This is a genomic window from Luteimonas sp. A537 (assembly GCF_054052065.1).
In genome coordinates, this window is the sequence record NZ_JBSVRH010000002.1 from 664,107 (window position 1) to 685,271 (window position 21,165).

Consider the following 21,165-nt stretch of genomic DNA (forward strand, 5'->3'; position numbering starts at 1 on the left):
GCTTACTTCCCCTCGCCGACAACGACGGTGATGTGGCTGGTGCGCTTGAGGATGCGCGTGCCGCGACCCTTGGCGCGCGCCATGAAGCGCTTCAGCGTCGGGCCTTCGTCGACCATGATCGTCTTGACCCTGAGCTCGTCGACGTCGGCACCGAGGTTGTTCTCGGCGTTCGACGTGGCCGAGTACACGACCTTGTAGATCAGGTGCGCGGCCTTCTTGTCGCTGAACTTCAGCAGGTCGAGGGCACGCGAGGCCGAGAGGCCGCGGACCTGGTCGGCGACCAGGCGAGCCTTCTGCGGGGAGATGCGCACGGTGCGCAGGATTGCCTTCGCTTCCATTGTCATCTCCTTAACGCGACTTCTTGTCGCCGCCATGACCCTTGAAGGTCCTGGTCAGGGCGAACTCGCCAAGCTTGTGGCCGACCATGTTCTCGTTGACGAGCACCGGGACGTGATTGCGGCCGTTGTGCACGGCGATGGTGTAACCAACCATCTCCGGCAGCACCATCGAACGGCGCGACCAGGTCTTGATCGGACGCTTGGTGTTACCCGCGGCTTCCACCTTCTTGACGAGGTGATGGTCGACGAACGGGCCCTTCTTGAGTGAACGTGCCATGGTCTATCAGCTCCTGCGGTCGCGCACGATGAACTGCTGCGTCCGCTTGTTATGGCGGGTCTTGTAGCCCTTCGTCGGGACGCCCCACGGGGTGACCGGATGCGGGTTGCCCTGGCCGGCCTTCGCCTCGCCACCGCCGTGCGGATGGTCGACCGGGTTCATGGCCGCACCGCGCACGGTCGGCTTGATGCCGAGCCAGCGCTTCGCACCGGCCTTGCCCAGCTTCTGCAGGTTGTGCTCGACGTTGCCGACTTCACCGATGGTGGCACGGCACTCGGCCGGCACGCGACGCATCTCGCCCGAACGCAGGCGAAGCGTGGCATACACGCCTTCGCGGGCGACCAGCTGCACGCCGGCGCCGGCGGCACGGGCGATCTGCGCGCCCTTGCCCGGCTTCATCTCGATGCAATGCACCGTGGAACCGACCGGGATGTTGCGCAGCGGCAGGGTGTTGCCGGCGCGGATCGGGGCGTCGTTGCCCGCGATCACCTGGTCGCCGGCCTTCAGGCCCTTGGGAGCGATGATGTAGCGGCGCTCGCCGTCGACGTAGCACAGCAGCGCGATGTGCGCGGTGCGGTTCGGGTCGTACTCGATCCGCTCGACGCGCGCCGGAATACCTTCCTTGTCGCGCTTGAAATCGATGATGCGGTAGTGCTGCTTGTGGCCACCACCGATGTGGCGCGTTGTGATGCGCCCATGGTGGTTGCGGCCACCCGAGCGGCTCTGCTTCTCGAGCAGCGGCGCATAGGGCTCACCCTTGTGCAGCTCCGGGGTGACCACGCGGACCGCCGAACGGCGACCGGCGGAAGTTGGCTTGAATTTCATCAATGGCATGGGGGCTTCCTCAGGCCTTGGCGTTCATGACGTCGATCGACTGACCGTCGGCGAGCTTCACGTAAGCCTTGCGCCAGTCGGCGCGACGGCCGTTGCGATTGCGGAAGGCTTTCTGCTTGCCTTTCACGTTCAGCACGTTGACCGATTCGACCTTGACGTCGAACAGCTTCTCGACCGCGATCTTGATGTCGGCCTTGGTGGCATCGGTGGCGACTTCGAACGCGTACTGGTTGGACGCTTCCTGCAGGCGCGCGGTCTTCTCGGACACGCGCGGCGCACGGATCAGCGCATAGAGCTTGGCGTCGTTCATGCCAGCCACTCCTCGATCTTCTTGATGGCGTCCGCGGTGACCAGCACGCTGTCGGCACCGACCAGCGAAACCGGATCCAGGCCCTGGACGTCGCGGATCTGCACGTACGGCAGATTGCGCGCCGACAGGTACAGGCTGTCCGAGGCCTCCTCGGTGACGATCAGCGGACGCTTGCCGAGGTCGAAGCCCTTGAGCATCTCGGCGAACGCGCTGGTCTTGGTCTCGGTGACGTCGAAGGACTCGACGACCTGCAGACGGCCCTGGCGGTTGAGCTCGGACAGGATCGCCGACATCGCCGCGCGGTACATCTTGCGGTTGACCTTCTGCTCGAAGCTGCGCGGCTTGGCCGCGAAGGTCACGCCACCGCCAACGAAGATCGGAGCCGTCAGTGCGCCGTGACGCGCGCCGCCGCCCTTCTGCTTCTTCGACTTCTTGGTGGTGCCGCGGACTTCCGAGCGCGTCTTCTGCGCCTTGGTGCCGGCACGGCCGGCGTTGCGGTACGCGACCACGACCTGGTGAACCAGGTCACGGTTGAATTCGCGGCCGAACACCACTTCGGAAACCGACACCTTGCTGCTGCTATCCCTGATAGAGAGTTCCATCGTCATCTCTCCTTAACCCTTGCTCGCGGGACGCACGATCACGTCTCCGCCCGGTGCGCCAGGAACCGCGCCCTTCACGGCGATCAGGCCGCGCTCGGCGTCGACCCGGACCACTTCGAGGTTCTGCGTGCTCTGCTGCACCGCGCCCATGTGGCCGGACATCTTCTTGCCCGGGAACACGCGGCCCGGCGTCTGGCGCTGGCCGATCGAGCCCGGCGAGCGGTGCGACAGCGAGTTGCCGTGCGTCGCGTCGCCCATGCTGAAGTTCCAGCGCTTGATCGTGCCCTGGAAGCCCTTGCCCTTGGTCACGCCCTGGACGTCGACCATCTGGCCGACCTCGAAGATGTCGGCCTTCACTTCGCCGCCAACCTCGAAGCCACCGACCTGGTCGTCGGCAACGCGGAATTCCCAGAGGCCACGACCCGCCTCGACCTTGGCCTTGGCCAGGTGACCGGCCTCGGGCTTGTTCACCAGCACGGCGCGCTTGCTGCCGACGGCGACCTGCACGGCGCTGTAGCCGTCGGTTGCGCTGGTCTTCACCTGCGTGATGCGGTTGGGGGTGGCTTCGATCAGGGTCACCGGCACGGACTGGCCGCCTTCGGTGAACACCCGGCTCATGCCGGCCTTGCGACCGACGATACCCAGCGAATATTTCTTCGCAGTCATGTCAGTGGCCTCAGGTCAGCTTGATCTGGACGTCGACGCCAGCCGCGAGCTCGAGCTTCATCAGCGCGTCCACGGTCTTGTCGTTGGGGTCGACGATGTCGAGCACGCGCTTGTGCGTGCGGGTTTCGTACTGGTCGCGCGCGTCCTTGTCGACGTGCGGCGACGTAAGGATGGTGTAGCGCTCGATCTTGGTCGGCAACGGGATCGGGCCGCGCACCTGGGCGCCGGTCCGCTTGGCCGTTTCGACGATCTCGCTGGCCGAACGGTCGATCAGTCGATGATCGAACGCCTTCAGCCGGATCCGGATCTTTTGGTCCGCCATGACGGAATTCCTTCGTTAAAAGAGCGACAGGCCCGCGGCTGGGTGCGCGGAACCCCAAATGGATTCATTGGCAACCAGGACTGACGACCCGCGCCCTGGCGACCTTCCCTGCAAAAAACAAGGCAGACCGGTGACCCGGTCCGCCCAGACGGAGAAGCGAACGTGACAATTCCCCTGGTCCGCTATGTCCCGAAGAACTTCGGGAGGGACCGGGGTACTGCCGCGCGACGTGTTCCCTGTCTGGCGAAAACGAGGTGCGTCCTGCTCCTCATTTCGCGGTTCCGGCGCGCCCCCGAAGGGACTTGCCGAAGTAGTCGGACATTATAGACACCTATCCGCCAGCCGCGCAACACCTTCGGCCAACAAATTGCGAGGAGCCCGCGCCCCGCCGGCATCGTCAAGACCGTCGGCGTGAGCCGATGGCCGCTGGCGTTATCCGGCCTGCTGGCAGGCCGGATCAACGTCAGCACATATCGCGGCGGCCAACGGCCGCCGGGATATGACTCTTTACTTGATGATCTTGGCAACCACGCCCGCGCCGACCGTACGGCCACCCTCGCGGATCGCGAAGCGCAGGCCCTCGTCCATCGCGATCGGGTTGATCAGCGTCACCACCATCTTCACGTTGTCGCCCGGCATCACCATCTCGACGCCTTCCGGCAGCTCGCAAGCACCGGTGATGTCGGTCGTGCGGAAGTAGAACTGCGGGCGGTAGCCCTTGAAGAACGGCGTGTGGCGACCACCCTCGTCCTTCGACAGCACGTACACCTCGGCCTCGAACTCCGTGTGCGGCTTGATCGAACCCGGCTTGCACAGCACCTGGCCGCGCTCCACGTCGTCACGCTTGGTGCCGCGCAGCAGCAGGCCCGCGTTGTCGCCCGCCTGGCCCCGGTCCAGCAGCTTGCGGAACATCTCGACGCCGGTGACCGTCGTCTTGACCGTCGGGCGGATGCCCACGATCTCGATTTCCTCGCCCACCTTCACGATGCCGCGCTCGATGCGACCGGTCACCACCGTGCCGCGACCCGAGATCGAGAACACGTCCTCGACCGGCATCAGGAACGTCTTGTCGATGTCACGCTCCGGCTCCGGGATCCAGGTGTCCAGCGCGTCCACCAGCTTGATGATCGCCGGCACGCCGATGTCCGACTGGTCGCCTTCCAGCGCCTTCAGCGCCGAACCATGGATGATCGGCGTGTCGTCGCCCGGGAAATCGTACTTCGACAGCAGCTCGCGCACTTCCATCTCGACCAGCTCAAGGAGCTCGGCGTCGTCGACCATGTCGGCCTTGTTCAGGAACACCACGATGTACGGCACGCCGACCTGGCGCGCCAGCAGGATGTGCTCGCGCGTCTGCGGCATCGGGCCGTCGGCGGCCGAGCACACCAGGATCGCGCCGTCCATCTGCGCGGCACCCGTGATCATGTTCTTCACGTAGTCCGCGTGACCCGGGCAGTCGACGTGCGCGTAGTGGCGCGTCGGCGATTCGTACTCGACGTGCGAAGTCGAGATCGTGATGCCGCGAGCCTTCTCTTCCGGCGCCTTGTCGATCGCGTCATAGGCATGGAACTCGCCGCCGAAACGTTCCGCGCCGATCTTCGTCAGCGCCGCCGTCAGCGTCGTCTTGCCGTGGTCCACGTGACCGATCGTGCCCACGTTCACGTGGGGCTTGGTGCGCTCGAACTTACCCTTGGCCATGATTGCAGTCTCTTCGAAAGTTGGTTGACTTGGTTGCCGTTTCCGGCGCCGCTTATTTCTTCTTCACCACTTCGTCGGCGATGTTCGCCGGCGCGTCCGCGTAATGGTCGAACTCCATGGTGAAGGTCGCGCGGCCCTGCGACATCGAGCGCAGGGTGGTGGCATAGCCGAACATCTCGCCCAGCGGGATCATCGCGTTGATGATCTTGCCCGACGGGCTGTCGTCCTGGCCCTGGAGGATGCCGCGACGGCGACTGACGTCACCCATCACGTCACCCAGGTAATCCTCGGGGCTGACGATCTCGACCTTCATGATCGGCTCGAGCAGGACCGGCGAGGCACGATTGAAGCCTTCCTTGAAGCCCATGGAACCGGCGATCTTGAACGCCATTTCCGAGGAGTCGACCTCGTGGTAGGAGCCGTCGTACAGCTTCACCTTGATGTCGACGATCGGATAGCCGGCAAGGATGCCGTTGGCCATCGCTTCCTGGATGCCCTTGTCGACGGCCGGGATGTAATCCTTGGGCACCACGCCGCCGACGATCGCGTTCTCGAACTCGTAGCCCTTGCCCGCTTCCTGCGGCGAGATCTCCAGCCACACGTGGCCGAACTGGCCCTTGCCGCCGGACTGGCGCACGAACTTGCCTTCCGACTTGACCGTCTTGCGGATGGTCTCGCGGTAGGCGACCTGCGGCTTGCCGACGTTGGCTTCGACGTTGAACTCGCGCCTCATGCGGTCGACCAGGATATCCAGGTGCAGCTCGCCCATGCCGGCGATGATGGTCTGGCCGGACTCTTCGTCGGTGCGCACGCGGAAGGAAGGATCTTCCTGCGCGAGGCGACCGAGCGCGACGCCCATTTTTTCCTGGTCGGACTTGGTCTTGGGCTCCACCGCCATCGAGATCACCGGCTCCGGGAACACCATGCGCTCCAGGGTGATGATCGCGTCCTGCGCGCAAAGCGTGTCGCCGGTCGCGACGTCCTTCATGCCCACGGCCGCGGCGATGTCCCCGGCGCGGACTTCCTTGATCTCGGCGCGATCGTTGGAATGCATCTGCAGCAGGCGGCCGATGCGCTCCTTGCGCGACTTGATCGGGTTGTAGACCTGGTCGCCGGCGTTGAGAACGCCCGAGTACACGCGGAAGAACGTCAGCGAGCCGACGAACGGGTCGGTGATGATCTTGAACGCCAGCGCCGAGAAGGGAGCCTTGTCGTCGGCGGGACGGGTCTCGATCTCTTCGCTCTCGTTCAGGCCCTGCACCGCCGGACGGTCGATCGGCGACGGCAGCAGCTGGATCACGCCGTCGAGCATCGCCTGGACGCCCTTGTTCTTGAACGCGGTGCCGCAGTACACCGGCACGATCTCGACCTTGATGACACGCTCGCGCAGGCCGCCGATGATCTCTTCGATGGAGAGCTCGCCGCCCTCCAGGTACTTGTCCATCAGCTCTTCATTGGCCTCGGCCGCGGACTCGACCATGAACGCGCGCGCCTCGGCGGCCTTGTCGGCCAGCTCGGCGGGGATTTCGCTGACTTCGAACACCATGCCCTGCGAGGCGGAATCCCAGCGGATCGCCTTCATCTTCAGCAGGTCGATGACGCCCTCGAAACCGTCCTCGGCACCGATCGGCACCTGCATCGGCACCGGGCTCGCGCCCAGGCGCGACTTCAGCTGGCCGACGACCTTGTCGAAGTTGGCACCGGTGCGGTCCATCTTGTTGACGAACGCCATGCGCGGCACCTGGTACTTGTTCGCCTGGCGCCACACGGTCTCGGACTGCGGCTGCACGCCGCCGACCGCGCACAGCACGAACACGGCACCGTCGAGCACGCGAAGGCTGCGCTCGACTTCGATCGTGAAGTCGACGTGCCCGGGGGTGTCGATGATGTTGAAGCGGTGCTGCGGCAGGGACTTGTCCATGCCCGACCAGAACGCGGTCGTGGCCGCCGACTGGATCGTGATGCCGCGCTCCTGCTCCTGCTCCATCCAGTCCATGGTGGCGGCACCGTCGTGCACTTCACCCAGCTTGTGGCTGACACCGGTGTAGAACAGGATGCGCTCGGACGTGGTGGTCTTGCCGGCATCGATGTGGGCCATGATGCCGAAGTTGCGATAGCGGTCGATGGGAGTGGTGCGGGCCACGGCGATCTCTCTGTATTTGGTCCACAGGCTGCGGACGTGCGAATTGGTTCGAAAGGCCGAATGCCGCCCTGCGGCGGCACCCGGTTACGCAATCACTTGGCCGGCACGCGAAGCGTCCCGGCCGCGCGCCATTACCAGCGGTAGTGCGCGAACGCCTTGTTGGCCTCGGCCATGCGATGGGTTTCCTCGCGCTTCTTCACCGCGCCACCGCGGCTCTCGGAGGCGTCGATCAGCTCGGCGGCCAGCTTGCGCGGCATGCTGTTCTCGCCGCGCTTGCGGGCGGAGTCGATCAGCCAGCGCATCGCCAGCGCCATGCGGCGCGAAGCGCGCACTTCGACCGGCACCTGGTAGGTGGCACCGCCGACGCGACGCGACTTGACCTCGACCGTCGGCGAAATGTTGCCGAGGGCCTTCTCGACGACCTCGAGCGGATTGGGGTTCTTCTCGCCAATCACGTCCATGGCGCCGTACACGATCTTCTCGGCGACCGACTTCTTGCCGCTGTACATCACCATGTTGATGAAGCGGGCGATGGTTTCGCTACCGTGCTTCGGGTCGGGCAGCACCGAGCGCTGCGGGGTATTTCCTTTACGCGACATTGTTCGATTCTCTGTAGGGCGGGCACTGGCCCGCCGTTTGTTCCGGATGGCGGGACATTACCCGCCTCGCGAAAACCCTCCCGGGCAGGACGCCCGGGACACTCAAGCCTTCGGACGCTTGGCGCCGTACTTGGAACGGGCCTGCCTGCGCTTCGCAACGCCGGCGGCGTCGAGCGAGCCGCGGACGGTGTGGTAGCGCACGCCGGGCAGGTCCTTGACGCGACCGCCGCGGATCAGCACCACCGAGTGCTCCTGCAGGTTGTGGCCTTCGCCACCGATGTAGGAGATGACCTCGTAGCCATTGGTCAGGCGCACCTTGGCGACCTTGCGCAGGGCCGAGTTCGGCTTCTTCGGGGTGGTCGTGTACACACGCGTGCACACGCCGCGACGCTGCGGGCAGTTCTGCAGCGCAGGCGAGTTGCTCTGGTAGGTTTCCGGGCTGCGCGGCTTGCGCACAAGCTGGTTGATCGTTGCCATCAGTGTCGGGTCTTCTGCTCCGGGCACGCGGCCCGCGGTGGTGTGTGGCGGGCCTGGGCCCGGCTCTGGTAGCGCTCCCCGAAGGGATCCGCCGGCCGCACGGTCCAGGTTCCGTACGCGAAAAACGAAGGCAGGCGGATTCAACCCGGCCTGCCGAGACGGAAAAGTATAGCTTGCGCCGACGGCCAGCGTCAACGCATGCAAGGACGCGGCAGGCGGCGCCCCGTCAACCGGGACGCGGCCAAGGCCGCAGTCTTCTTTCCCGCCCTTCCTGGGCCGAACACGAAGCGCCTCCATGGCACCTCATTTCGGGATCTGGGACGGCCCCCTTGGGGGCCGTCACTAACGGTGTATCAGTCTTCCGCGCCCTCGCCTGCGGCGGCGGCGTTCTCGACAGGTGCATCCTGGACCATGACCTCGTCGGCCACGGCGACCCCGGACAGGGTCTCCATCTCGGACTCAGTCAGCCCCGAGGCGTTCTTGCGACGCTGTGCATGGTACGCCATGCCGGTGCCCGCAGGAATCAGGCGGCCGACGATGACGTTCTCCTTCAGGCCGCGCAGGCTGTCACGGGTGCCGCGGACGGCGGCCTCGGTCAGTACGCGGGTGGTTTCCTGGAAGGACGCGGCCGAGATGAACGACTCGGTCGCAAGCGAGGCCTTGGTGATGCCCAGCAGCACCGGGTCGTAGTGCACCGGCAGCTCGCCCTTGGCGTTGTGCTTCTCGTTGGCCTCGATGACGCGCTGGCGCTCGGCCTGCTCGCCGTTGAGGAAACGGGTGCTGTCGCCAGCGTCGGTGACCTCGACCTTGCGCAGCATCTGGCGGACGATCACCTCGATGTGCTTGTCGTTGATCTTCACGCCCTGCAGGCGATAGACGTCCTGGATTTCCTTGGTCAGGTACGACGCAAGTTCCTCGACGCCCTTCAGGCGCAGGATGTCCTGCGGGCTCGGCTCGCCGTCCACCACAGTCTCGCCCTTCTCGACGTGCTCGCCTTCGAACACGATGATCTGGCGGTACTTCGGGATCAGCTCTTCGTGATCGTCGCCATCCACGCCCTTGATGATCAGGCGCTGCTTGCCCTTGGTGTCCTTGCCGAAGCTGACCACGCCCGACTTCTCGGCGAGGATCGCCGGGTCCTTGGGCTTGCGCGCCTCGAACAGGTCGGCCACGCGCGGCAGACCACCGGTGATGTCGCGGGTCTTCGACGCTTCCTGCGGGATCTTCGCGACCACGTCGCCGACGCCGACCTCGGCGCCGTCCTGCATGTTGACGATCGAGCGCGGCGGCAGCATGTACTGCGCCGGCAGGTCCGTGCCCGGGATGTTGAGGCCTTCGCCGGTCTTGGCGTCGACGATCCGGATGGTCGGGCGGAGGTCCTTGCCCTGCGAACCGCGACGCTTGGGATCGGTGATCTCGCGCGAGGCCAGGCCGGTCAGGTCGTCGGTTTTCTCGATCACGGTCACGCCGTCGATGAAGTCGACGAAGCGCATCACGCCCTTCACTTCCGACACGATCGGGTGATTGTGGGGGTCCCAGGTCGCGATGGTCTGGCCGGTCTTCACCGCCATGCCGTCCTTCGCGTTGATGGTCGCGCCGTAGGGCAGCTTGTAGCGCTCGCGCTCGCGACCGTGCTGGTCGAGCACCGAGATCTCGCCCGAGCGCGACACGCCCACCAGGTGGCCGGCGGAGTGCGAAATCGACTTGACGTTGTTGAACTTCACCGAGCCGGTGGTCTTGACGGTCACGTTGTCGATCGCCGCCGCACGCGAGGCCGCGCCACCGATGTGGAACGTGCGCATCGTCAGCTGGGTGCCGGGCTCGCCGATCGACTGCGCGGCGACCACGCCCACGGCTTCGCCGAGGTTCACCAGGTGGCCACGGCCGAGGTCACGGCCGTAGCAGTGCGCGCACACGCCGAAGGACGACTCGCAGGTGATCGTCGAGCGGACCTGGATGGTCTGCACGCCGGCGTCCTCGAGCTTCTGCACCCAGGCTTCGTCGAGCAGGGTGTTGCGGGTCACGATCGGATCCTCGTCGTCGCCGGGCAGGAACACGTCCTCGGCCACGATGCGGCCCAGCACGCGATCCTTCAGCGGCTCGACCACGTCGCCGCCTTCCACGATCGGAGTCATGGTCAGGCTGTCGAGGGTGCCGCAATCGGTCTCGGTGATCACCACGTCCTGGGCCACGTCGACCAGACGACGGGTCAGGTAGCCGGAGTTCGCGGTCTTCAGCGCGGTATCCGCCAGGCCCTTTCGGGCACCGTGGGTCGAGATGAAGTACTGCTGGACGTTCAGGCCCTCGCGGAAGTTCGAGGTGATCGGGGTCTCGATGATCGAGCCGTCGGGCTTGGCCATCAGCCCGCGCATGCCGGCCAGCTGGCGGATCTGCGCCTGCGAACCACGCGCGCCGGAGTCGGCCATGATGAAGACCGAGTTCATCGACTTCTGCTCGATCTTCTCGCCCTTGGCGTTGGTCACGATCTCGGTGCCGATGGTCTTCATCATCGCCTGGGCGACGCGTTCGTTGGTGCGCGACCAGATGTCGACCACCTTGTTGTAGCGCTCGCCGGCGGTGACCAGGCCCGACTGGTACTGCTGCTGGATCTCCAGCACCTCGGTCTCGGCTTCGGCCAGGATGCCCTTCTTCTCGTCGGGGATGATCATGTCGTCGATGCCGATCGAGACGCCGGCGCGCGTGGCGTACGCGAAGCCGGTGTACATCAGCTTGTCGGCGAACACGACCGTGTCCTTCAGGCCCAGCATGCGGTAGCAGCTGTTGATCAGGCGGCTGATGTTCTTCTTGGTCAGCTCGGTGTTGGCCAGCGCGAACGGCAGGCCGTCGGGCAGGATCTCGGCCAGCAGGGCGCGCCCGACCGTGGTGTCCACGATCGAGGTCTTCTTCTCGCGGTTGCCTTCCTCGTCGGCCACGGTCTCGGTGATGCGCACCTTGACCTTGGCGTGGAGGCCGGCGGCCTTGTTGTCATAGGCGCGCTTGACCTCGGAGACGTTGGCGAACGCCATGCCTTCGCCCGGGGTGTTCTCGAGCGCGCGGGTCATGTAGTACAGGCCCAGCACCACGTCCTGCGACGGCACGATGATCGGCTCGCCGTTGGCCGGCGACAGGATGTTGTTGGACGACATCATCAGCGCACGCGCTTCCAGCTGGGCCTCGAGGCTCAGCGGGACGTGCACGGCCATCTGGTCACCGTCGAAGTCGGCGTTGAACGCTGTGCAGACCAGCGGGTGCAGCTGGATGGCCTTGCCCTCGATCAGCACCGGCTCGAACGCCTGGATGCCGAGGCGATGCAGGGTCGGCGCACGGTTGAGCAGCACCGGGTGCTCGCGGATCACCTCTTCGAGGATGTCCCAGACCTCGGCCTCTTCGCGCTCGACCAGCTTCTTCGCGGCCTTGATCGTCGTGGCCAGGCCACGGCGCTGCAGCTTGGCGAAGATGAAGGGCTTGAACAGCTCCAGCGCCATCTTCTTCGGCAGGCCGCACTCGTGCAGGCGCAGGGTCGGGCCGACCACGATGACCGAACGGCCCGAGTAGTCGACGCGCTTGCCGAGCAGGTTCTGGCGGAAGCGGCCCTGCTTGCCCTTGATCATGTCGGCCAGCGACTTGAGCGGGCGCTTGTTGGTGCCGGTGATGGCGCGGCCACGGCGGCCGTTGTCCATCAGCGCGTCAACCGATTCCTGCAGCATGCGCTTCTCGTTGCGCACGATGATGTCGGGCGCGTTGAGTTCGAGCAGGCGGCGCAGGCGGTTGTTGCGGTTGATGACGCGGCGGTAGAGGTCGTTCAGGTCGGAGGTCGCGAAGCGGCCACCGTCCAGGGGGACGAGCGGGCGCAGGTCCGGCGGCAGCACCGGCAGCACGGTCATGACCATCCACTCGGGGCGGTTGCCCGACTCGAGGAAGGCTTCGACCAGCTTGATGCGCTTGGTGAGGCGCTTGAGCTTGGTCTCCGAACCGGTGGCGGCGATGTCTTCCTTCAGGCGGACCAGCTCGGCCTGCAGGTCGATCGTGCGCAGCAGGTCGAACACGGCCTCGGCGCCCATGGCGGCGTCGAAGTCGTCCTGGTGCTCCTGGCGCATCTGCATGTACTGCTCTTCGTTGAGCAGCTGGCCACGCTCCATCGGCGTCAGGCCCGGCTCGGTGACGACGAACGCTTCGAAGTACAGGATGCGCTCGATGTCACGCAGGGTCATGTCCAGCATCAGGCCGATGCGCGACGGCAGCGACTTGAGGAACCAGATGTGCGCGGTCGGGCTGGCCAGGTCGATGTGGCCCATGCGCTCGCGGCGCACCTTGGCCAGGGTGACCTCGGTGCCGCACTTTTCGCAGACCACGCCGCGGTGCTTCATGCGCTTGTACTTGCCGCACAGGCACTCGTAGTCCTTCACCGGCCCGAAGATGGCGGCGCAGAACAGGCCGTCGCGCTCGGGCTTGAAGGTGCGGTAATTGATGGTCTCGGGCTTCTTCACTTCGCCGAAGGACCACGAGCGGATCAGGTCCGGGGAGGCGAGCGCGATCTTGATCGCGTCGAAGTCCAGCGCCGGGCGCTGCTGGTTGAACAGGTTCAGAAGGTCTTTCATGAGTTTCTCCGGGAACGGAAATCGAGGACGTGGCTGCGGTGCTTACCGGAGGCGGGCGCGTCGTGCGCGCCCTGCCCCGGGCTGCGTCCTCAGTTCTCTTCCAGCTCCATGTTGATCGCGAGCGAACGGATTTCCTTGACCAGCACGTTGAAGGACTCGGGCATGCCCGCGACCATCTCGTGTTCGCCGTCGACGATGTTCTTGTACATCTGGTTGCGGCCCTGCACGTCGTCGGACTTCACCGTCAGCATTTCCTGCAGGGTGTAGGCCGCGCCGTAGGCTTCCAGCGCCCAGACTTCCATCTCACCGAAGCGCTGGCCGCCGAACTGCGCCTTGCCGCCCAGCGGCTGCTGGGTGACGAGCGAGTACGGGCCGGTCGAACGCGCGTGCATCTTGTCGTCGACCAGGTGGTTGAGCTTCAGCATGTGCATGTAGCCCACGGTCACCTTGCGCTCGAACGCATCGCCGGTGCGGCCGTCGTACAGCTGCGCCTGGCCGCTGATCGGCAGGTCGGCGAGTTCAAGCATGTGCTTGATCTCGGCCTCCGCCGCGCCGTCGAACACCGGGGTCGCCATCGGCACGCCGCCGGTCAGGTTCTTCGCCAGCACCAGCAGCTCCTCGTCGGAGAACTGCTTGAGGTCGACGCGCTGCCCATGCAGCTTGTCGTCGTGGTTGTAGATCTGGTCGAGGAATTTCCGCAGGTCGGCGATCTTGGCCTGCGCCTGCAGCATGCGGTCGATCTTCTGGCCCAGACCCTTTGCCGCCCAGCCCAGGTGCACCTCGAGGATCTGGCCGATGTTCATGCGGCTCGGCACGCCCAGCGGGTTGAGCACGATGTCGACGGTCTCGCCGTTGGCCATGTGCGGCATGTCCTGCACGGGAACGATGGTCGAGACCACGCCCTTGTTGCCATGGCGGCCGGCCATCTTGTCGCCTGGCTGGATGCGGCGCTTGACCGCCAGGTACACCTTGACCATCTTCAGCACGCCCGGGGCGAGGTCGTCGCCCTGGGTGATCTTGCCGCGCTTGTCCTGGAAGCGGCGCTCGAACTCCGCCTCGTGGACCTGGAGCTGCTTCTGCGCGCGCTCGATCGCATCGGCTGCGTCGTCGTCCTTCATGCGCAGCTGCAGCCAGTCGGACTTCTTGACGCCGTCAAGCACCAGCGAAGACACGGTGTCGCCCTTCTTCACGCCGGGGCCACCGTTGGCGACCTTGCCCAGCAGCTGCTCGCGCAGGCGGCTGTAGATCGCGCCCTCGAGGATGCGGAACTGGTCGTCGAAGTCCTTCTTGACGCGCTTGATCTCGGACTCTTCGATCTGCTTGGCGCGCTTGTCCTTCTCGATGCCGTCGCGGGTGAAGACCTGCACGTCGATGACCGTGCCGTCCATGCCCGGGGGCACGCGCAGCGAGCTGTCCTTAACGTCGGACGCCTTCTCGCCGAAGATCGCGCGCAGCAGCTTCTCTTCCGGGGTCAGCTGGCTCTCGCCCTTCGGCGTGACCTTGCCCACCAGGATGTCGCCTGCGCGCACCTCGGCACCGATGTACACCACGCCGGACTCGTCGAGGCGGTTCAGCGCCTGCTCGGAGACGTTCGGGATGTCGGCGGAGATCTCTTCCGGCCCGAGCTTGGTGTCGCGGGCGACGGCGGTGAGCTCTTCGATGTGGATCGTGGTGTAGCGGTCTTCCTTGACGACGCGCTCGGACAGGAGGATCGAGTCCTCGAAGTTGTAGCCGTTCCACGGCATGAACGCGACCAGCATGTTCTGGCCCAGGGCCAGCTCGCCGATGTCGGTCGAAGGACCGTCGGCCAGCACGTCGCCGCGCGCGACCACGTCGCCCACGCTGACCAGCGGGGTCTGGTTGATGCAGGTGTTCTGGTTGGAGCGCGTGTACTTGATCAGGTTGTAGATGTCGACGCCGGCATCGGTCTCGCCGGAAATCTCGTCCTCGTTGATCTTGACCACGATGCGGCCGGCGTCGATCTGCTCGACCACGCCGCCCCGGTTCGCGTTCACCGTCACGCCGGAGTCACGCGCCACGGCGCGCTCGATGCCGGTGCCCACCAGCGGCTTTTCGCTCCTCAGCGTCGGCACGGCCTGGCGCTGCATGTTCGCGCCCATCAGCGCGCGGTTGGCATCGTCATGCTCGAGGAACGGGACCAGCGCCGCCGCGACCGATACGGTCTGCATCGGCGAGACGTCCATGTAATGGATCTCGCTCGGCGGCTTGAGGAGGTTCTCACCCTGGAAACGGCAGGCGATGAAGGGTGCGTCAAGCTTGCCCTTCGCATCCTGCGGCGCGTTCACCTGGGCGATGACGTACTCGTTCTCCTCGATCGCCGAGAGGAACTCGACCTCGTCGGTGACTTTGCCGTCCACGACCTTGCGGTACGGCGTCTCGAGGAAGCCGTAGTGGTTGGTGCGCGCGAACACGGCCAGCGAGTTGATCAGGCCGATGTTCGGGCCTTCAGGGGTCTCGATGGTGCAGACGCGGCCGTAGTGGGTCGGGTGCACGTCGCGCACTTCGAAGCCGGCGCGTTCGCGGGTCAGGCCGCCCGGGCCAAGTGCCGACACGCGGCGCTTGTGGGTGACCTCGGACAGCGGGTTGTTCTGGTCCATGAACTGCGACAGCTGCGACGAACCGAAGAACTCCTTCACCGCCGCCGCGACCGGCTTGGCGTTGATGAGCTCCTGCGGGGTCAGGCCATCGGTCTCGGCCATGGTCAGGCGCTCGCGCACCGCGCGCTCGACGCGGACCAGGCCCACGCGGAACACGTTCTCGGCCATTTCACCGACCGAGCGCACGCGACGGTTGCCGAGGTGGTCGATGTCGTCGACCACGCCGCGGCCGTTGCGGATCTCGGTCAGCACCTTCAGCACGTCGAGGATGTCGGAGCTGTCGCCGTTGGCTTCGCGCAGGCGCGCGGAGTCATCGTCCTTGCGTTCGGCGAAGTAGCGCGCGTCGTACAGCACCGGCGCGCCGGTGGTTTCCTTGCGGCCGATGCGGCGGTTGAACTTCATCCGGCCCACGGCCGAGAGGTCGTAGCGCTCGAAGGTGAAGAACAGGTTGTGGAACAGGTTCTGCGCGGCATCCTTGGTCGGCGGCTCGCCGGGACGCATCATGCGGTAGATCTCGACCAGGGCCTCGAGCTGGGTCTTGGTGGGATCGATGCGCAGGGTGTTGGACAGGTAGGGGCCGCGATCCAGGTCGTTGACCCAGATCGTGCCGACGTGGTCGATGCCGGCCTTGCGCAGCGCCTCCAGCATCTCCTCGGTGATCTCGTCATTGGCGGAAGCCACGAGCTCGCCGGTGGCGGCGTCGACGACGTCGTGCGACAGGATGCGGCCGACCAGGTACACGTCCGGAACAGCCAGGGCCTCGATGCCCGAATCGACCAGCTGCTTGACGTGGCGCGCGGTGATGCGCTTGCCCGCCTCGACGATCACGCGGTCGCCATCGGCCAGGTCGAAGTCCAGGGTCTCGCCGCGCAGGCGCTCGGGCACCAGCGCCAGCTGCACGCCTTCCTCGGGATCGATGTGGAAATGGTTGATCTCGAAGAACTCGTTGAGCATTTCTTCGTTGTTGTAGCCCAGCGCGCGCAGCAGCACGCTGACCGGCAGCTTGCGGCGGCGGTCGATGCGGGTGAACAGGGCGTCCTTGGGATCGAACTCGAAGTCGAGCCAGGAGCCGCGGTACGGGATGATGCGGGCGCTGTACAGCAGCTTGCCCGAGCTGTGGCTCTTGCCGCGGTCGTGGTCGAAGAACACGCCCGGCGAGCGGTGCAACTGGGACACGATGACGCGCTCGGTGCCGTTGACGATGAAGGTGCCGTTACCGGTCATGAGCGGGATCTCGCCCATGTAGACCTCCTGCTCCTTCACGTACTTGATGGTTTTCGACGACGATTCGCGGTCGTAGATCACCAGGCGCACGGTCACGCGCAGCGGTGCGCCGTAGCTGAGGCCGCGATTGCGGCACTCGCGCTCGTCGAACACCGGGTCGCCGAGCTTGTAGCCGACGTACTCCAGCGCTGCGTAGCCGTTGTAGCTGGTGATGGGGAACACGGACTTGAGCGCGGCATGCAGGCCACGGTCGTCGCGGCGCGCCGGGTCCTTGTCGGCCTGCAGGAACTCGCGGTACGAGTCGACCTGGATGGCAAGCAGGAACGGCACTTCGAGGATCGAACGGCGCTTGCCGAAGTCCTTGCGGATGCGCTTCTTCTCGGTGAACGAATATGACGTCGTCATGGTGGGCTACCGCCTTTGGCATCTGCGGGCCGCGCGCTGCGCGACCCAGGGGGAACAATGAACCGCCAGTTGGAAGTCGCTGGTATTGCCGGCACCAGCACGCCTTCTCCCGCCACTTCCAACTGCCGACTCGGTGTCGGTTCTATCCGGCCGCTTCAACGGCCGAAGGCCGGGGGCTTACGCCCCCAGCCCCGGTGGTCGCCGATCACGCTGGCGACGCGACAACGCTTACTTGACTTCGACCGTGGCGCCGGCCGTTTCCAGGTCCTTCTTGACCTTCTCGGCTTCTTCCTTCGAAGCGCCTTCCTTGACCGTGCCACCAGCTTCGGTCAGGTCCTTGGCTTCCTTCAGGCCCAGGCCGGTGATCGCGCGGACCACCTTGATGACCTCGACCTTCTTGTCGCCGGGCGACTTCAGGATCACGTCGAACTCGGTCTGCTCTTCGACCGGGGCGGCAGCGGCGGCCGGACCGGCAGCCATGGCGACCGGGGCGGCGGCGGACACGCCGAACTTCTCTTCCATCGCCTTGACCAGCTCCATCACCTCGATGAGGGTCTTGCTGCTGATCGCTTCGATGATCTCTTCGTTGGAAAGGGACATCTCGATACCTCTGGTTATCTAATGTTGGAAAACGTCTGTGGTCGGTTGTCGACCGAACTGTTGCCTCAAGCCGCCTTCTGCTGGCCAATCGCGCTCGTGACGCGGGCGACCTGCGAGGCCGGCTCTGCCAGCACGCGCACCAGCATGGTGGCGGGCTGGACCATGACGCTGAGCAGCATCGACAGCGCTTCGTCGCGGGTCGGGAGCGAAGCCAGGACATCCACATGGGAGCCCGGGTACTTCTTCCCGCCGATCGCAACGAGGCGCGGCTTCAGCTTGTCGTTCGCCTTGGCGAACTCCTTGATCAGGCGTCCGGCGGCGCCGGGGTCTTCTTTCGAGAATGCATACAGCAGGGGACCGGTCAGCTCATCCTTGACGATGGCGTAATCGGTGTCCTCGACTGCACGCGAGACCAGCGTGTTCTTCGCGACTTTCAGGTACACGCCTTCGGCGCGCGCCTTCTTTCGCATGCTGGTCAACTGCTCGACGGTCAGGCCCACGTACTCCGCGGCAACCAGCGAGTGCGCCGTAGCGGCGACCTCGGCCAGTTCGGCAACGACTTCCTTCTTCTGGTTCAGATTGAGAGCCATTGCACTTCCTCCGTACTTCGCAATCCAGCCTGGCGTGTCCACGCCGGGCTGGTCCTTTGGCAGCACCAGTCCCTTGGTGCCGGGGACGCCGCAAGCGACATCCCGGTGGTGGCCGTTTTCCGTTTGGATCGATGGAGCAATGATCTTCTGGAGGGTCGGCAACCATCTGCGCAGGCCCGTCGCCGCTCGCGCGGTTCGAGGATTAAGCGCCCTGCGGAAGCAACGACGGCGAATCCATGCCAGTTCGAGCATCCCTGCCCGTCGTCGTTGCCACACAGGCCGCGCCTGCGGTCTTTGACGGCCCCGCCTCCGGCTTCATGCCTTCGGCGACGCCCTCAAAACTTGCTGATTACTTCAACGTCAGCGTCGACTGGTCCACGGCAACGCCGGGGCCCATGGTCGAACTGACCGAGATCTTCTGCAGGTACTGGCCCTTGGCGGTGGCCGGCTTGGCCTTCACCAGATCGATCAGCAGCGCCTCGAGGTTTTCCTTCAGGCGGCCCGACTCGAAGTCGGCCTTGCCGATGGTGCAGTGGATGATGCCGGCCTTGTCGGTGCGGTAGCGGACCTGCCCGCCCTTGGCGTTCTTGACCGCCTCGCCCGGGTTCGCCGACACGGTGCCAACCTTCGGGTTCGGCATCAGGCCACGCGGGCCCAGCAGCGTGCCGAGCTTGCCGACGACGCGCATGGCGTCCGGGGTGGCGATCACCACGTCGTAGCTCAGGTCGCCGCCCTGCATCTTCTCGGCCAGATCGTCCATGCCGACGATGTCGGCGCCAGCGGCCAGGGCCTCTTCGGCCTTGGCGCCGGCCGGGGCGAACACCGCCACGCGCACCGACTTGCCGGTGCCCTGCGGCAGCACGGTCGAGCCGCGCACCTGCTGGTCCGACTTGCGGGCATCGACGCCCAGGCGCACGGCCACGTCGACGGCTTCGACGAACTTGGCCTTGTTGTTGTCCTTGACGATCGCCAGCGCGTCGTCAATGGCGTAGGCCTTGCCCGGGACGACCGCGGCCTGGCTGCTCTTCTGTCGCTTGGTCAATGCCATGTCCTCAGCCCTCCACCGACAGGCCCATCGAACGGGCGGAGCCCTCGATGGTGCGAACTGCTGCTTCGAGGTCGGCCGCCGTCAGGTCGGCTTCCTTCATCTTCGCGATCTCTTCGATCTGGGCGCGTGTGACCTTGCCCACCTTTTCGGTGTTCGGACGCTTGGAACCGGACTGGACGTTGGCAGCCTTCTTCAGCAGCACCGCAGCCGGGGTCGACTTGGTGATGAAGGTGAAGGTGCGGTCCGAGTACGCGGTGATGATGACCGGGGTCGGAAGACCCGGCTCGAGCTTCTGCGTGGCGGCGTTGAACGCCTTGCAGAACTCCATGATATTCAGGCCGCGCTGGCCGAGGGCAGGACCCACCGGCGGCGACGGATTCGCCTGGCCGGCCTTGACCTGCAGCTTGATGTAACCGATGACTTTCTTTGCCATTGTCCTCTCCGGGTGCGAACGCCTGTCAGGCTCCCCATCGGGCCGGGAATCACGCGTCCCGGTATCGCGTCGTCACGCGCAAAGGCCGCCAGGGCGGCGGCCATTGCGATTTGCCCGATTTCCGGGCAGGAAGCCGCCAACTATAGCAGCTCCGGGGCGCCCGGCCAAGCGGCCGGGATCAGGCCTTCTCGACCTGCCCGAATTCCAGCTCGACCGGGGTCGAGCGGCCGAAGATGAGCACGGCAACGCGCAGGCGGCTCTTCTCGTAATTGACTTCCTCGACCACGCCGTTGAAATCGTTGAAGGGGCCGTCGATGACGCGGACCATCTGGCCGGCTTCGAACAGGACCTTCGGACGCGGCTTTTCCACGCCTTCCTGGACGCGGGCGAGGATGGCATCGGCCTCTTCGTCCCGGATCGGCAGCGGCTGGGCGGCGGTACCGCCGATGAAGCCCATGACCTTGGGGGTTTCCTTGACCAGGTGCCAGCTTTCGCTGTCGATGCGGGGAATCCCGCCCTCGTCGTGGGTGGCGATCTGCACCAGGACATAACCCGGGAAGAACTTGCGCTCGGAACGGCGCTTCTGGCCGGAGCGCATTTCGATGATTTCCTCGGTCGGCACCATGACGTCGCCGAACTTCTCGTCCATCTCCATGCGCACGATGCGGTCACGCAGCGCCTGGGCCACCGACTTCTCGAAGCCGGAATAGGCATGAACCACGTACCAGCGCTTGATGATCTCGCTTTCCATCGACTCAGACATCTCCATCAGTTGCCGAGCAGCAGGCGGATCACCCACTGGATGACCAGGTCGAAGCCGGCCAGCAGCAGGCTGATGATCACAACGACCAGCATCACGACCCAGCTCATGCGCATCGCTTCCTGGCGCGTCGGCCAAACCACCTTGCGCAGCTCGAAACGGGCCTCGGAAAGGAATCCGCGGGTCTGGTGGCCCTTGGCGCTGGTCAGGAAGACCACCAGCGCGGCGGCAACGCCAGCAACAACGGCCAGCACGCGCAGGGGCGTCGGCCATTGGCCGTCGAACCAGTAGAACGCGACCAGCCCGCCAAGCAGCAGGAGGGATGCAGCCACGTACTTGGCAATGTCGGCCGCCGAAGTCTGGCTCTGCGTGTGTTGGACCCTGCTGTTCAAGTCGCTATCGCCTTCGTTGCGGCATGGCACGCCAGGAGGGACTCGAACCCCCAACCTGCGGTTTTGGAGACCGCTGCTCTGCCAATTGAGCTACTGGCGTGTACAAAAAAATTTGGCACCTCTTAGACGCCAACGGCGAGCCGCTCCCGACTCGCCCCGGCGTTTACCACAGGCCGTCGGCGTGAGCCGATGGCCGCTGGCGTTATCCGGCCTGCTGGCAGGCCGGATCAA

Annotated in this window: 19 protein-coding genes and 1 tRNA gene; all 20 read right to left on the reverse strand. The window is 65.5% G+C overall.

The genetic code is table 11. From position 1 onward, the window contains the following. Window positions 1-2 precede the first annotated feature (2 nt). The 20 genes from rplV to ACW7GZ_RS07155 all read right to left on the reverse strand — a co-directional run bounded on the left by rplV (window position 3) and on the right by ACW7GZ_RS07155 (window position 21,034). Window positions 3-338 carry a 50S ribosomal protein L22 gene (gene rplV, locus ACW7GZ_RS07060; protein WP_343255878.1) on the reverse strand — a complete coding sequence of 112 codons (336 nt, stop codon included), beginning with the start codon at window positions 336-338 and terminating at the stop codon, window positions 3-5. A gap of 10 nt (window positions 339-348) precedes the next feature. Further along, a complete protein-coding gene (rpsS, locus tag ACW7GZ_RS07065; protein WP_343255879.1) occupies window positions 349-615 on the reverse strand; it encodes a 30S ribosomal protein S19 in 267 nt (88 codons plus the stop codon). 6 nt (window positions 616-621) lie between these two features. Beyond that, window positions 622-1,449, reverse strand: a complete 828-nt coding sequence (gene rplB, locus ACW7GZ_RS07070) for a 50S ribosomal protein L2 (protein WP_457002927.1) — start codon at window positions 1,447-1,449, stop codon at window positions 622-624. Window positions 1,450-1,459: 10 nt separating this feature from the next. Further along, complete coding sequence (rplW, locus tag ACW7GZ_RS07075; RefSeq protein ID WP_457002925.1) at window positions 1,460-1,759, reverse strand: 50S ribosomal protein L23; 300 nt, start codon at window positions 1,757-1,759, stop codon at window positions 1,460-1,462. Then, window positions 1,756-2,361: a 50S ribosomal protein L4 gene (gene rplD, locus ACW7GZ_RS07080; protein WP_457002923.1), complete on the reverse strand. Its 606-nt coding sequence runs from the start codon at window positions 2,359-2,361 to the stop codon at window positions 1,756-1,758. The genes rplW and rplD overlap by 4 nt, the downstream gene beginning before the upstream one ends. A gap of 12 nt (window positions 2,362-2,373) precedes the next feature. Then, a complete protein-coding gene (gene rplC, locus ACW7GZ_RS07085; protein WP_457002921.1) occupies window positions 2,374-3,027 on the reverse strand; it encodes a 50S ribosomal protein L3 in 654 nt (217 codons plus the stop codon). Between the two features lie 10 nt (window positions 3,028-3,037). Continuing rightward, window positions 3,038-3,349 (reverse strand): 30S ribosomal protein S10, encoded by a 312-nt coding sequence (gene rpsJ, locus ACW7GZ_RS07090; RefSeq protein ID WP_024891232.1) that lies wholly within the window; start codon window positions 3,347-3,349, stop codon window positions 3,038-3,040. A gap of 507 nt (window positions 3,350-3,856) precedes the next feature. Beyond that, window positions 3,857-5,047, reverse strand: coding sequence for an elongation factor Tu (gene tuf, locus ACW7GZ_RS07095; protein ID WP_457008531.1), 1,191 nt, complete (start codon window positions 5,045-5,047; stop codon window positions 3,857-3,859). A gap of 52 nt (window positions 5,048-5,099) precedes the next feature. Continuing rightward, window positions 5,100-7,190, reverse strand: a complete 2,091-nt coding sequence (gene fusA / locus ACW7GZ_RS07100; RefSeq protein WP_457008533.1) for an elongation factor G — start codon at window positions 7,188-7,190, stop codon at window positions 5,100-5,102. A 131-nt stretch (window positions 7,191-7,321) separates the two neighbouring features. Beyond that, the gene (rpsG, locus tag ACW7GZ_RS07105; protein ID WP_343279940.1) at window positions 7,322-7,789 is read right to left on the reverse strand and encodes a 30S ribosomal protein S7; all 468 of its coding nucleotides are present in this window, start codon (window positions 7,787-7,789) and stop codon (window positions 7,322-7,324) included. A gap of 102 nt (window positions 7,790-7,891) precedes the next feature. Further along, window positions 7,892-8,266 carry a 30S ribosomal protein S12 gene (gene rpsL / locus ACW7GZ_RS07110; protein ID WP_343255887.1) on the reverse strand — a complete coding sequence of 125 codons (375 nt, stop codon included), beginning with the start codon at window positions 8,264-8,266 and terminating at the stop codon, window positions 7,892-7,894. 353 nt (window positions 8,267-8,619) lie between these two features. Next, complete coding sequence (gene rpoC, locus ACW7GZ_RS07115) at window positions 8,620-12,864, reverse strand: DNA-directed RNA polymerase subunit beta' (protein ID WP_457008535.1); 4,245 nt, start codon at window positions 12,862-12,864, stop codon at window positions 8,620-8,622. Between the two features lie 89 nt (window positions 12,865-12,953). Beyond that, complete coding sequence (rpoB, locus tag ACW7GZ_RS07120) at window positions 12,954-17,111, reverse strand: DNA-directed RNA polymerase subunit beta (protein WP_457005637.1); 4,158 nt, start codon at window positions 17,109-17,111, stop codon at window positions 12,954-12,956. A 228-nt stretch (window positions 17,112-17,339) separates the two neighbouring features. After that, the gene (rplL, locus tag ACW7GZ_RS07125) at window positions 17,340-17,711 is read right to left on the reverse strand and encodes a 50S ribosomal protein L7/L12 (protein ID WP_457005635.1); all 372 of its coding nucleotides are present in this window, start codon (window positions 17,709-17,711) and stop codon (window positions 17,340-17,342) included. Window positions 17,712-17,776: 65 nt separating this feature from the next. Next, window positions 17,777-18,301, reverse strand: a complete 525-nt coding sequence (rplJ, locus tag ACW7GZ_RS07130) for a 50S ribosomal protein L10 (RefSeq protein ID WP_457005644.1) — start codon at window positions 18,299-18,301, stop codon at window positions 17,777-17,779. A gap of 349 nt (window positions 18,302-18,650) precedes the next feature. Beyond that, the gene (rplA, locus tag ACW7GZ_RS07135) at window positions 18,651-19,349 is read right to left on the reverse strand and encodes a 50S ribosomal protein L1 (RefSeq protein WP_457008537.1); all 699 of its coding nucleotides are present in this window, start codon (window positions 19,347-19,349) and stop codon (window positions 18,651-18,653) included. Window positions 19,350-19,353: 4 nt separating this feature from the next. Then, window positions 19,354-19,782: a 50S ribosomal protein L11 gene (gene rplK, locus ACW7GZ_RS07140; protein WP_457005631.1), complete on the reverse strand. Its 429-nt coding sequence runs from the start codon at window positions 19,780-19,782 to the stop codon at window positions 19,354-19,356. Between the two features lie 178 nt (window positions 19,783-19,960). Continuing rightward, window positions 19,961-20,518, reverse strand: a complete 558-nt coding sequence (gene nusG / locus ACW7GZ_RS07145) for a transcription termination/antitermination protein NusG (protein WP_449280113.1) — start codon at window positions 20,516-20,518, stop codon at window positions 19,961-19,963. Window positions 20,519-20,550: 32 nt separating this feature from the next. After that, window positions 20,551-20,934 (reverse strand): preprotein translocase subunit SecE, encoded by a 384-nt coding sequence (gene secE / locus ACW7GZ_RS07150; RefSeq protein WP_457008538.1) that lies wholly within the window; start codon window positions 20,932-20,934, stop codon window positions 20,551-20,553. Window positions 20,935-20,958: 24 nt separating this feature from the next. Next, a tRNA-Trp gene (locus ACW7GZ_RS07155) sits at window positions 20,959-21,034 on the reverse strand. Window positions 21,035-21,165: the final 131 nt, after the last annotated feature.

Excerpts from the sequence above, each read along its gene's own strand:
- rpsS (WP_343255879.1), bottom strand. The coding sequence starts at position 615 with ATGGCACGTTCACTCAAGAAGGGCCCGTTCGTCGACCATCACCTCGTC.
- rplK (WP_457005631.1), bottom strand. The coding sequence starts at position 19,782 with ATGGCAAAGAAAGTCATCGGTTACATCAAGCTGCAGGTCAAGGCCGGC.
- rpsG (WP_343279940.1), bottom strand. The coding sequence starts at position 7,789 with ATGTCGCGTAAAGGAAATACCCCGCAGCGCTCGGTGCTGCCCGACCCG.
- rplA (WP_457008537.1), bottom strand. The coding sequence starts at position 19,349 with ATGGCATTGACCAAGCGACAGAAGAGCAGCCAGGCCGCGGTCGTCCCG.
- rplL (WP_457005635.1), bottom strand. The coding sequence starts at position 17,711 with ATGTCCCTTTCCAACGAAGAGATCATCGAAGCGATCAGCAGCAAGACC.
- rplV (WP_343255878.1), bottom strand. The coding sequence starts at position 338 with ATGGAAGCGAAGGCAATCCTGCGCACCGTGCGCATCTCCCCGCAGAAG.
- rplB (WP_457002927.1), bottom strand. The coding sequence starts at position 1,449 with ATGCCATTGATGAAATTCAAGCCAACTTCCGCCGGTCGCCGTTCGGCG.
- rplD (WP_457002923.1), bottom strand. The coding sequence starts at position 2,361 with ATGGAACTCTCTATCAGGGATAGCAGCAGCAAGGTGTCGGTTTCCGAA.
- rpsJ (WP_024891232.1), bottom strand. The coding sequence starts at position 3,349 with ATGGCGGACCAAAAGATCCGGATCCGGCTGAAGGCGTTCGATCATCGA.
- rplJ (WP_457005644.1), bottom strand. The coding sequence starts at position 18,301 with ATGGCTCTCAATCTGAACCAGAAGAAGGAAGTCGTTGCCGAACTGGCC.
- rpsL (WP_343255887.1), bottom strand. The coding sequence starts at position 8,266 with ATGGCAACGATCAACCAGCTTGTGCGCAAGCCGCGCAGCCCGGAAACC.
- rpoB (WP_457005637.1), bottom strand. The coding sequence starts at position 17,111 with ATGACGACGTCATATTCGTTCACCGAGAAGAAGCGCATCCGCAAGGAC.
- rplC (WP_457002921.1), bottom strand. The coding sequence starts at position 3,027 with ATGACTGCGAAGAAATATTCGCTGGGTATCGTCGGTCGCAAGGCCGGC.
- tuf (WP_457008531.1), bottom strand. The coding sequence starts at position 5,047 with ATGGCCAAGGGTAAGTTCGAGCGCACCAAGCCCCACGTGAACGTGGGC.
- rplW (WP_457002925.1), bottom strand. The coding sequence starts at position 1,759 with ATGAACGACGCCAAGCTCTATGCGCTGATCCGTGCGCCGCGCGTGTCC.
- rpoC (WP_457008535.1), bottom strand. The coding sequence starts at position 12,864 with ATGAAAGACCTTCTGAACCTGTTCAACCAGCAGCGCCCGGCGCTGGAC.